Origin of the sequence: Phocaeicola massiliensis B84634 = Timone 84634 = DSM 17679 = JCM 13223 (assembly GCF_000382445.1) — a bacterium.
In the GTDB taxonomy this organism is placed as follows: domain Bacteria; phylum Bacteroidota; class Bacteroidia; order Bacteroidales; family Bacteroidaceae; genus Phocaeicola; species Phocaeicola massiliensis.
On the sequence record NZ_KB905472.1, the window covers coordinates 1,960,624 to 1,972,454 of the forward strand.

The window sequence follows — 11,831 nt, forward strand, 5'->3', positions numbered from 1 at the left end:
TTACTTTATTACTAAAAAACAAATCAATTCAAAATCATCCAGTCCTTTAATGTTATAGGTCAAAGCACTTGTTTCACCTACAGAGAAAAGACTTTCTATATCACTCTCTTCTTTCACTGTGATAATACTCTCTATGGCCGATTGCAGCAAGTCACTGTAATGACGCATATTCTTTCCATCACGTGTTTCCTTGTTGAACTGCTTACAAAGCGTCTTATCCGGTTCGGTCTTGTCCTTGCAGGCATAACGCATCTTATCCAACAGTTTTTTAGGTGACAGATGATCGCAGATGTCGGTTCCGGTATGCGAAAGATAAACCATGTAGAACGGATGCAACAGATTGGAACGGTCAATGTTCACACCGTTATTCTTATTCTTCAACACATACATCACGCCCGGTTCTACTAGTTCTGACGCACTGACCACCGCACTCATACCAAAAGGTGTCAAATCCATATTGGGATGCTCTTTCAGATTAGCCAATAAATCCAGACGAAACTCATTCAGTCCCAAATCCATGATATTGACACCTGTATCCATATCCTCAATATCTACCACTTCATTCTGCAATTTCTTCAATTGGTTGCGACGGTACTCCAAATCGCCTTTTTCATTAGCTGATAATAGATTATCATCCCCTGTACTGGTAATGACTGTTGCCTTCATTCTACTTTCTACACGACCTTTCAGCTTGATGTAATCATCCAGTTCCATATCCGGCCAGTAATTCACCAATTGGATCACATCGTTCTTGCTTCCGATACGGTCTATTCGGCCAAAACGCTGAATGATGCGTACAGGATTCCAGTGTATATCGTAGTTAATCAGATAATCACAGTCTTGCAAGTTCTGTCCTTCACTGATACAGTCGGTAGCAATCAGTAAATCTATTTCCCTTGTATCATTCGGATGAATGGCATCACGGTCTTTTGACAAAGGAGAGAAGTAGGTTAATATATCATTGAACGTACATTTCAGTTTCGGCAAAGAACATTTCCCTTCCGTACTGCCGGTTATCAGAGCTGTATGCAGTCCACAATCGTTCAGAATCCTGCCGGAAAGCTGTTCATACAGATAATTAGCTGTATCGGCAAATGCTGTAAAAATCAGCACTTTCTTATTGCTACCATTGATTGGATGTTCAAACTTGTTTTTCAAGTCTGCTACCAGCTGTTGCAGTTTCGTATCATGCTCCGGTGTAATATCCTTCAACATAAGGATAAGCAATTCCAGCACATCCAGGTCAGCCTTCAAATCACGTCTCCAACTTACATAGTCCATATCCCGGAGATTGATTTTTGATTTACGGCCTACAAACGGATCATTTTCATTATCTTCAGTATCAAAATCCTCTGAAAAATCAGTTACATCCACTGTTCCTGCACCGCTTTCCTGGAATTTATCAATAGCAGTAATAGAATCATTTATAAAATCACGAATTCTTGTCAAAGTCAGACGGAAAGAGTTTACGCTACTTTCCAGACGCTTCAACAGGTTGATAGCCATCAATTTCCGAATACCTTTTTCACGGCCATCTACAGTAAGGCCCTCGCCTTCATAATCTATTCCATAATTGCCTTTTTCACTCTCAAAAATAAATAGAGAAGGTGTATATATGGAAAGATTCAATCTGTTAAGCATTTCTGCTATATCCGCAAAAGTAATAGCATCGTTCAAATCCGTAAGCTTAGGTCTGCGTGATATTGGTGACAAACGTTCAGGAAATTTGCCCACATCATTCGTGTTGTAATACTTGATGATATGGCTTCGGCTTCTGGCTATGGTAACTGCATCAAGCAACTGGAAAAAATCATAACTTAATGAATCTACCAGTTTCTCTGTTGTTCTCTTTTCCGGAGACAATTTTGCCCATTTAGAATAAACAGTCTGTGCATCTCTGAAAATACTATCTATACTCTTTCCGGTATCAAGCAAATCATTTATATTCTCGGCCTTTCCTTCATACGCAAGTTGCAGCTGATTTTTCAAATCACTGAAACGGTTGTTTACCGGTGTAGCGGAAAGCATCAGCACTTTAGTCTTTACACCACTGCGTATAACTTTATTCATCAGCCGGGCATAACGGTTTTCCTTGAAATCATCATCTTCATCCTCATTATCAAACCGACCGCCATTGCGGAAATTATGGCTTTCATCTATTACAATCAAATCATAATTTCCCCAGTTCACCCGTTCCAAGTCAAGTCCATTACTCAAACCTTTATCCCTTGACAGGTCAGAATGAAACAGAATGTCATAACGCAAACGGTCTGCCAATACCGGATTATTTTTATAGTTGGAGCGGAATGTCTGCCAGTTGTCGTTCAACTTTTTGGGACAAAGAACCAATACATTTCTGTTTCGGTTTTCGTAATACTTGATAACTGAAAGAGCCGTAAATGTTTTTCCCAATCCCACACTATCAGCAAGAATACACCCGTTGTATTTTTCCAGTTTGTTTATGATTGCCAATGATGCATCACGCTGGAAATTATACAGTTTATTCCATATAACACTACTTTTGAATCCTGTAGCTTCATTAGGTAATACATCCTCACTGATGTCTTCTAAAAACTCATTGAAGATATTGTATAACGTAATGAAATAGATAAAAGCTGGTGCATTCTCCTTATAAACGGTTTCGATATTTTCTATAACATTATCTGTCACATCCTGGAACTTCTCTTTGTCCTTCCAGAGCTCGGCAAAATTCTTCAGAAACATATCTGTAGAACTATGACCGGGCATACCTACCACCATCGGGCAGATGTTGTTTCCTCTATCAAGCCCGAGTTCGGTAGTGGTAAACTCGTTAAAAGGCATATAAGTATAGGTTTCTTCACCTTCCCTTATGTTGAGGAAGGTATTCATGGAGCCGTGAGTGATGTTGGTCTTGAATCGTGCTTTTCTGCGAATCCAGTCTGCACATTCCCGTGCTATGGCTCGTTGAGTAAGCTGGTTTCGAAGCCTTATTTCAAAATCAGATCCGAAAAGACTCCTTTCCCGATTTAATTTAGGAATATAGAATTCTCTTTTTTGCTTTTCGGACTTATCCGTATAGAATGTCGGTGAAGTAAAAATAAAGTTTACACAGTCCACCTTTTCCAGTTCTTCCTTCAAGGCTTCATAAGCATAGATGGAAAAGCTGGCTGCCGCTATAGAGATTTGACTATTGCCCGATGACAATACCTGTTTCAAATCATCTATAACACGTTCTGTTATATTATTGAATTGTTTCGGAGCTCTCATAGATATCCTCGTTCTTATTAATCAAATCTCGGACTTCAACACCTAACAAAAAAGCAATCCTAGTCAGAGTCTGTAAATCTGGTTGTGAAGTATTCGTACACCATTTAGATACGGTTGCAGGATCTTTCTTTAACTCGGAAGCCAACCACTTACTAGTTCTCTTCTTCTCTACTAAAACAACTTTTAATCTATTAATATCGGCCATTGTTCTCTCAATTTCTTTGCGTTATACGCAAAGATAATAATAAATATGGACCTATAAGATGAATCATGCTATTTTTATCACAAATATCACCCTAAAAAAAACAATCACTCAATTCACAGAATAGTTGGTGCTTTATAATTAAGCACCTTTTTTCTTTAGCTACAAACTTTTTTACAACAATAGATTTTTGTTACTTATTTGTTACTAATAAATTTTTATATCCATAGTAACAGTCTAATATTAAAGTGCTTATATAGTATTATAAAGGTAAGAGCCTAATACCCCAAGCGATAAATCGCTCGTGAGACTTTGCCAATCCTCTGCAAGCTGAATTTGGCATTATTGCGGTTTGGGGGTGTATTTCAGTAGTGCTTTTACGAACTCTTTTATGAACCCTACTGGTTCTTTTATGAACTCTTATGTGAACTCTTTTCTTGCTTTTAAGTGGTATACTGGAGTAACATCGGTCACCATAAATGCAGATACTAGATGATGAACACAGAACTATTGTCCGAACACTTGCCAATTTAACGACATGAATCTGCCATATCCCAAAGGCGATTTTGCCAATCTCAAAATGACATTATAATTATTCAATATCCAATGCAGGAAGACTATTATCTTCAAATCTATCAAAGTCAGATTGAAAAAGACGGTCTTGAATGATCCTGTACTTTTCAAACTCTGATTCAGCAAACTCTTTGGCATATTCGGCAGAAACCTTTCCGCTATCCTGTAATATCGGGCTCTCAAATAAATTAATGAATTTGTCTATTTGCTTTGCCCAATCTTCCATTGTCATAGGTATATGACGCATAGCCATACTTTCTGCCATATCAAGCGACGCATTGACTATCCTACCCATTTCTTCTAATTCTTTTTCTCGCAAATAGTTCTTTGCTACAGACACATCTGTTTTGACAATTTTTCCATTCGGAGCGTTTTCCCAAGTGGTCAATCCCATGTGTTCCTTATTCGCATCGGCTCGTTCGACTATCAACTCCGCAGCAGTATGCCCATGCACAGCATAGTGCATTTTGTTCTGTACCTTCTTGAAGAAAAGACGGGTTGTCGGAGCATCTTTGTTATAGTCTATAGCCGTAGCATAAATATCGGTCAGTTTCTGATAAAAACGACGCTCACTCAGCCTTATCTCCCTTATTTCGGCAAGCAAATGTTCAAAGTAATCTACACCTAAGAAAGCCCCGTTCTCCATTCGCTTATGATCAAGTACATATCCACGGATGGCAAACTGACGGAGTACAAACGTACACCACTGCCGGAACTGAGTGGCACGAACCGAGTTGACTCTATATCCAACACTGATAATGGCATCAAGATTATAGAACATCGTTTGATAATTCTTCCCGTCTGCGGCAGTTGCCGAGTTTTTCTCGGTAACTGAATCCTTGACAAGTTCCCCGGATGCAAATATATTTTTTAAGTGCAGTCCAATATTGTCAGTAGAGCAATCAAAAAGCTGCGCCATTGCCTTTTGCGTTGCCCAAATGGTTTCATCCTTATACATCACCTGAATCCCATCCTCCTTGCCTTCAAGCAAAAAGATGAGAAACTCAGCCGTACTATTTCGTATTTCTATATTCTTTGCCATAATTTAGATTATCACCTTCGCAATTATTCATTTCGATTTGCCATAACTTTCAACGGGTTCTGCCACCATGCTATATTCTTCTTCAGTTGTCTCATATGATTTGATTCTTCTATCCTCAAGATAAATATGGTAAAGCATGTATTCTAAAGCCTCTAAAGTCTGTTGGCAGACTTTCGGTTTCAACTGACATTCCCAAACGGTAATACAATGCCAACCCATTGAAGTTAGCTGTTGCCGTTCCTCTATATCTCTACTCCGATTACGCTCAATTTTATTCTTCCAAAATTCAACATTTGTCTTTGGTAGAACATAATATTTGCATCCTTCGTGACCATGCCAGAAACAGCCGTTTACGAAAATAACAGTTCTGTATTTGCGTAAAACCAAGTCGGGATGTCCGGGAAGACGTGGGTGATTCAACCTATACCGAAAGCCACGGCCGAACAAGAACTTTCTCACCAATAATTCCGGTTTTGTGTTCTTGCCCTTTATCGCAGACATGCAACGATGACGCTGTTCCTTGGTCAATTTATCCATTTATTAACATATTACTGACAGTTATCTATTATTCTACAAATCTATCTATACATCCCTTTACTTTTTGTGGAAGATTCGAGAATTCTTGCATTACTATTATTCCTCGTTCATCAATTGATTCAATATAGTCTTCTAACAATTCAATATCTTCAAATGACATCCCGTACCTTAACATCCATATATGTTTCGTATTGTAAGTACCATATTTTGTCAAATTAGCCATTTTTTCGGCTTGTTCATCCGGACAACGTTCATTGTATTTGACGAATGCTACTTGAAAGATATTGCACAAAATAATGTTCCTAATTTATGCAACGTTTATTGATGATTTTCATTTCATTTTTTTATTATTTCATCGATTGGTAGCATATATATATAATCTTCCGGATTCGAATAGGATTCAGTATTATACTGATTTGCTAAAGCGTAACAAATTTGCACATCAGGATATTTCTGAGCAATAGCCGCTATAGAAAGAGTTGATAGTTTATTGTTCATTGGACTGATTACTATATTATAATCTTTCCTATTCTCGTCAACAATCTTACCAATTTCTTTGATATTTTGCTCCAGATTTTTACATGAGAATTGAAAATTTGAAGCTCGAGAATTTTTTTCAAGTAATTTTTCGAAATTCGAACGATTAATTTCGCTTAGAGATTCATTATGACTTTCTGTTGGCGAAGCCATACCTAAATATAACTTACTAGGCTCGAAAACCTCTATCAATGTTTGAGCACGTTCATATTCAAAACCGACTAATATAATTAGTAACAAATCCTTTATTGGTGACATATCGCCAGAATAGCCAACAACAGAACGTATTGTCCTTACCCCTTTACTAAGCCAAGGTAACGAAGTACCCTCTTCATAGGATGAGTATCTACTCGACGGACAATAACACAGATGTATATCAGTAAATTCAACTATTGAAGAGGATAAGATTTTTATTATTATCAACAATGTTTCTCTAGTAAATGTTGATACATCAACATATAGGTGTTCTTTTTTGCTTGTTGTTATTGCATCAAACAAATTATCATAATTATCCAACGGATTCTCAAGAGAGAGTTCTATGATAGAAGATCGTCCTATGAATAGTTCTTTTAAACTCTCAGCATTCTTCTCTGTTTCTGTATAGTTATTTGGAAAGTAGCAAATAACAGCCTCAATAGATTCATTCTTGGAAATCTCATTAGGTATTATTAAACATCTTTTCTCAAAACTTGAACTACAAATAAACAAAGAATCGTTAACTATCTCTTTATCTATACTGTTTATTAATATTTTTTTCATATCTTAAATAGGATTATTACCGTCAAACAATAGTAATTGAGTAGCCGAAGAACTGTCATCTTCGGTAAATTTAAACTGTGCTAAAAATCTCTTAGTATCAATCATTGCCATTCTCAATTTGGCGCTATCCATAAACTTGTAACCGGCAAAACTTGTAGCATCCAACTTGAAATGAGGTGCCAAAATTCTACTTAATATGATTAAGCGGTTTCTTCCAGTACCTGTTTTATTTCCAATTGTACTTTTATGGAAATAACCCAGCTGTTCTCCCATGTCAATTATTTCATTCATTTCGTCATCTGGAGTATCTGTAATTGCCACAGAGAACACTCTTCTTTCTGAGGAATTAGAAGTAAGCTGCAAATGAAATAATTGTCCCAAAGAGTCTATCATTCGATATAATTTTTCCAATTGTATTTGCCTAGTGTTATTATTGTCAATATCTTTTTTAAGTTTTTCAAACTCACCAACCAAATAGTTGTTGGAGTATTTTTTTATAACTTCATCTTGAATAGAAGGTTTGATGCTGGTAATATTATCTTCATTTGCTCCAAGTTCTGTAATTGCTAACGAATACATTTCTTGCGCAGGAGCTAAGAAATGTCGAATAATACCAGAAGACACAGCTACAAGTTGATCAAAACCAGCATAGCTATATGTAGAGCCTGCTTTATGATTCTGTTGCAACCGTGTTATATATTCAGGTCTTGCATAGCGTCTTGCTGCATCCCCACCTGCATATTTTTTCTCAGGATCTGCATAATCTATCAACATCTGATTATATATCTCTTGAATCTTTAGCTCTTGTTCTTTATCCTCTGGAAAGAAATCTTTTGTCTCAATATCAAGGTGCAAATATCTCTTTAGTCTTTTCTTAACAATTTCTTGAAGTCGTTCATTATACTTACTTTTACTACTTGAATAAACTGTAGAAATGTTTATCTCAGAATAATCATGAGGTGCGTCTATTCTTTTCTCGTTATTCGTCAAATGTGTTTTATAATCTAACTGGGTAGAGATCTTAAAACATATGTCTTTTGTTGTGCGATATGACACCCAAGTGTTCAACACCTTTGTTTGAGCCACATTTAGATAGCCAGCATCGTCAATCAAAATATACAAAGGTTTATCTTGAGGAAAAAATGGTAAAGATTTTAAAGACACAAGTAGTGGTTTCATAAAATCTATGAAATCAACAATTGGTCCATCATATGGAATAGAAGTATCTTTTGACAAAGCTATTTTATTGCAATAGATTCGACAGGAACGATTTATCCGTTCTACCTCTTTTGCCATTAACTCCATCATTGTTAGTCCATCCTTGTCTGTATCGTTTGGTAATTCAACAATGTTGTTAACACCGCAGTAAGAAAGAACATCCCGAAAATCAGTATTATAATATTGCCATATCTGCTCTTTATAATCATTTAATATATTCCCCAAATAGCATCCAACCGACTTATACACATTAGACATTACGTATGTCGTTAACAAGTGCTCATTTAATATAATTTCGGCATGAGTCTCAAGGCGTGCCAAGTCAGGAATATTTATATTTGTTAGTTTTATAGGAACGTATACAGCAAAATAATCCAGCTCAGATATTTGGCAATGCTTGGCTAAACACTGACAATCTGGTTGTATGTAGCGGAACATCATACTTTTACCTGAACCTCTTGGACCATTAATAAATGTATGTCCTTTTTCTAATACTTGATAAAAGTCAGGAAAAACATCAACAAATAAATCGACAACATCCTGAGCGGAGTTCTGTTCTGGAGTCTTTATTTCAAATGGATTTTCTTTCATAATGAACTATTTACACATTGATGAACATAATCACCTGTTAATTTGTTGTTACTTCGTTCTAATTGTGCCCCACAATACTCAAAAACATTATTTATTGATAACGTTGGATATCCCTTTTCCTCTATACGATAAGATATTGTATCAAAGAAAGGTTCAAACCCTTCATCTATAAATTCTATAGAAATAATAATCGAATGGAATTGATACTCATAGCTAACAAAACGATTATAGTACAAACATTCCTGGAATGTCTTGAATGTTCTTGTATATATTTCATCCAACAAATAAATAGAAGACTCACCTTTCTTATATCTATTTTGAACTTGATTCTTAGTGAGAGAAAAGCCCATCTGAATACAATGACTTTCTTTATCTGGATTGAAGTTGTACAAACTTTCAGAGAAAGCATGATACAATTTGCTATCCTCAGGTATTAAGTCCTTTTTTAGCAAGTAAGAAGACGCACGACTGTTTTCATCCGCAAGTTCATCACCAAATCTTAACAAAGCTGCTAGTTCACGGATTCTCACATCATGCCCCGAGATAGAGGTCTTGTATGGCAAATTTCCAATCGGATCATTTTTGCCTGAATGCGCTTTAGCTATATCCCCAATAATTTTTCTCTCAATTGTATCAACGTTTAAATTTTCCAGAAGATATCTGCCAGATTTTTCATGACCGTCTCTGCCATTAAAGATATGTCCCGCATCATGAATTTGAATCGCGACCAATAGTATAAAGCATTCATATGGAGTAAGGTATGAACAATCTTTCAGTATGGAAGATACTTTAACCATAACCATTTTTACATGATTAGCACTGTGATCATTCAGATACACAGTATTATCCAGTCTTGTAGTAATCGCTTTAACTTCATTATGGATCTCTGAATTCATAAACTGTTTAAAAGTGCGATATATAGCAACATAGTCTTTTTCCGATGGAAAATCCTGACTGTTTTTTGTTTCAAAATATTCTTCTAAATTCATTTTACATTATTTACGGCATTACATATCCCTTATCTTCAACATTGCTGACAATCTTCAAGAGTCTCTTACATTGGGCAGACGAAGGAAGAACCATTTTAGCTATAAATCTAGTTGCAATAGACTTAATAAAATCAAGGTCTCCGTACGGGAGAACATTTTCTTTTAAAAGTTCGTTATAAACCCTCATCCAATAGTCAGCACCCAAATTAAATATCTCAACGCTTACTTCAATGTTTGAATTGAATTTGTGCACTCGTTTAGCAGCAGCTTCTGTTGTTTTAATCTCCTTTTGGGAAACAAGGGATTTAATAAATTCGTCAGAGAGTTCAAACGGAACTTTCTTATAGTCATCCCAAACTGCAAGCGTTCTGGATATCGTTCTAACAAGGCCTCCACCAGCTTGTTTTGTCAAAAACTTCTGTGTATCAAAAGCTAAACGAATCAACTCATTTGCAAGAGCCGGATACAGTGTCTGTTTATTCCAAATCGTAACCCAGTCAAGATCGGCATCCTTTGGCAAAATTGATATCAGTTTTGCAATTGTGTATGGCACAATCTGAGCTTTATCTCCTCCTTTAGGATACCATTCGGACTTATTGATCATTACGTCCAATTCATCAAACATAATGACGGAGCAGATTCCTTTCTTAAAGAACACCTCATTAATACTATCCTTTGATTTATCATAAAGTTCTTCAACATAATCCGCAAAACGATTGAAGTTGATGGCAGAGCTTTGACAAACCTGGTGAGGATTCATACGAATAGTATTCAAACATTTCGCCAGCTTTTCCTTCTTGACAACCTGATTTTTCGGACTTTTCTCGCAGAAGGTTTTTCGTTGCGCTTGTGTAAGTTTCATTTGTTCCTGTTCCCATTTTCCACGAGAACGCTCGTAGAACCAACGAGTCTGATATGGTTTGCCGGCAACAGGAGGAGCAAGAACCTTTTGCGATAGTTTCTCCATCATTACATGGAATGGGTGATTAGAGAAAAAATCGGCATCCGAAACAGGATTTTGGCAATTAGCACATTTTGAGATTGTTTTAGTAATATTGTTATAACGTTCAACATCTTCCTCCGACATATCGTTGTCCACATTCAGCACAGTCAGCTTCATCGGAACAAACAAATTGTCCATGCCTTTTTTGTCCTCTTTGCGAATAATTGCATTAGCTAACGAAGCGGTTGTCTGACCACCATTTATAATTTGTAAATCCTTAAAATGAGTAATTCGAGTGTTATCTGCAGAAAAACCTATTGAACGGGCAACAATAGCAATGCCGTTATTATAGGTAAAGAAATTCTCTGGACTATTAATGATAGTATTTCGGATACCCTTGTTTACCTTACCACGAACATTCAGGAAAGCCCGCACATTGCCTTGCAATAATTTACTCCCATATTTCAAATAGATATCTGCCAAGAACTTTCCTGGAACAATTCCAAGATATGCATCATAGTCGCTACTATCTCCTAAATCTGCTTTTAGATATTGAATCCCCTCGCAATCAAAATCTTTTGTATCAAACTCAACAATCTCACTTGCATCGGACATAAATGTTTGGAACAGCCGTTCCAGCGTCCAGATATTTAACTCTACCGGTCTCTCAAGAAAATCTTCTTGAGAGACGTTCTTCACCTGTTTACTAAGAATCGAGTTAGAAATAATATAAAACTTGAAGCGAAGAATCTCTGTGTCCAACATTCCTTTGCCAATTTTCTTTCGAAATTCTTTTGCTAAAATAATGGCAGGATCGGAATCGTCACAATAGTCACTCATCTTGCCGTTGACAACTTCGTCAAGGAAATTGCACATGTGAGTATACAAATCCATGATGCGGGTGTTGGTCAACGTGTTTACGGCATCACGCTCATTGGTAAAATCACTTGCAATCAATATGAGTGCACTGTCAGCTTCGTCGTAAGCATAAGCATCAAAAGCCATGATACGACCACGCTTGCCTCTCATTTCAATAGACATCGGCATCGGATCATTAAATTCCCCGATAGATTCCAGTTCTTCTAATGTTTTTAGAATAAACTGAGTTTCCGGTTCTGTTCCTTCGTGATCGGCATCAAATCTAAGCTGATCAATAAATTGCGCTCTATATTCTTCAATCTCCATAGTGTA

9 protein-coding genes are annotated in these 11,831 nt (G+C 36.6%); all 9 read right to left on the reverse strand.

Translation table 11 applies throughout. The features are described from left to right. Complete coding sequence (locus tag HMPREF1534_RS10730) at positions 1-3,249, reverse strand: helicase-related protein (RefSeq protein WP_005939580.1); 3,249 nt, start codon at positions 3,247-3,249, stop codon at positions 1-3. After that, the gene (locus HMPREF1534_RS10725) at positions 3,224-3,454 is read right to left on the reverse strand and encodes a helix-turn-helix transcriptional regulator (protein ID WP_005939582.1); all 231 of its coding nucleotides are present in this window, start codon (positions 3,452-3,454) and stop codon (positions 3,224-3,226) included. The genes HMPREF1534_RS10730 and HMPREF1534_RS10725 overlap by 26 nt, the downstream gene beginning before the upstream one ends. A gap of 589 nt (positions 3,455-4,043) precedes the next feature. Next, complete coding sequence (locus tag HMPREF1534_RS10720; protein WP_005939584.1) at positions 4,044-5,066, reverse strand: virulence RhuM family protein; 1,023 nt, start codon at positions 5,064-5,066, stop codon at positions 4,044-4,046. A gap of 27 nt (positions 5,067-5,093) precedes the next feature. Next, positions 5,094-5,603, reverse strand: a complete 510-nt coding sequence (locus HMPREF1534_RS10715; RefSeq protein WP_005939586.1) for a very short patch repair endonuclease — start codon at positions 5,601-5,603, stop codon at positions 5,094-5,096. Positions 5,604-5,631: 28 nt separating this feature from the next. Next, positions 5,632-5,826, reverse strand: a complete 195-nt coding sequence (locus tag HMPREF1534_RS20840) for a hypothetical protein (protein WP_225694327.1) — start codon at positions 5,824-5,826, stop codon at positions 5,632-5,634. Positions 5,827-5,939: 113 nt separating this feature from the next. Beyond that, positions 5,940-6,899 carry a hypothetical protein gene (locus HMPREF1534_RS10705; protein ID WP_005939588.1) on the reverse strand — a complete coding sequence of 320 codons (960 nt, stop codon included), beginning with the start codon at positions 6,897-6,899 and terminating at the stop codon, positions 5,940-5,942. A 3-nt stretch (positions 6,900-6,902) separates the two neighbouring features. Further along, a complete protein-coding gene (locus HMPREF1534_RS10700; RefSeq protein WP_005939589.1) occupies positions 6,903-8,708 on the reverse strand; it encodes an ORC-CDC6 family AAA ATPase in 1,806 nt (601 codons plus the stop codon). Further along, a complete protein-coding gene (locus HMPREF1534_RS10695; protein ID WP_005939591.1) occupies positions 8,705-9,697 on the reverse strand; it encodes an HD domain-containing protein in 993 nt (330 codons plus the stop codon). Before HMPREF1534_RS10695 ends, HMPREF1534_RS10700 begins: the two co-directional genes overlap by 4 nt. 10 nt (positions 9,698-9,707) lie before the next feature. Continuing rightward, positions 9,708-11,825: an AIPR family protein gene (locus tag HMPREF1534_RS10690; protein WP_005939593.1), complete on the reverse strand. Its 2,118-nt coding sequence runs from the start codon at positions 11,823-11,825 to the stop codon at positions 9,708-9,710. Positions 11,826-11,831: the final 6 nt, after the last annotated feature.

Coding starts and splice junctions, on each gene's coding strand:
- HMPREF1534_RS10695 (WP_005939591.1), bottom strand. CDS start 9,697: ATGAATTTAGAAGAATATTTTGAAACAAAAAACAGTCAGGATTTTCCA.
- HMPREF1534_RS10690 (WP_005939593.1), bottom strand. CDS start 11,825: ATGGAGATTGAAGAATATAGAGCGCAATTTATTGATCAGCTTAGATTT.
- HMPREF1534_RS10705 (WP_005939588.1), bottom strand. CDS start 6,899: ATGAAAAAAATATTAATAAACAGTATAGATAAAGAGATAGTTAACGAT.
- HMPREF1534_RS10720 (WP_005939584.1), bottom strand. CDS start 5,066: ATGGCAAAGAATATAGAAATACGAAATAGTACGGCTGAGTTTCTCATC.
- HMPREF1534_RS10725 (WP_005939582.1), bottom strand. CDS start 3,454: ATGGCCGATATTAATAGATTAAAAGTTGTTTTAGTAGAGAAGAAGAGA.
- HMPREF1534_RS10715 (WP_005939586.1), bottom strand. CDS start 5,603: ATGGATAAATTGACCAAGGAACAGCGTCATCGTTGCATGTCTGCGATA.
- HMPREF1534_RS20840 (WP_225694327.1), bottom strand. CDS start 5,826: ATGGCTAATTTGACAAAATATGGTACTTACAATACGAAACATATATGG.
- HMPREF1534_RS10700 (WP_005939589.1), bottom strand. CDS start 8,708: ATGAAAGAAAATCCATTTGAAATAAAGACTCCAGAACAGAACTCCGCT.
- HMPREF1534_RS10730 (WP_005939580.1), bottom strand. CDS start 3,249: ATGAGAGCTCCGAAACAATTCAATAATATAACAGAACGTGTTATAGAT.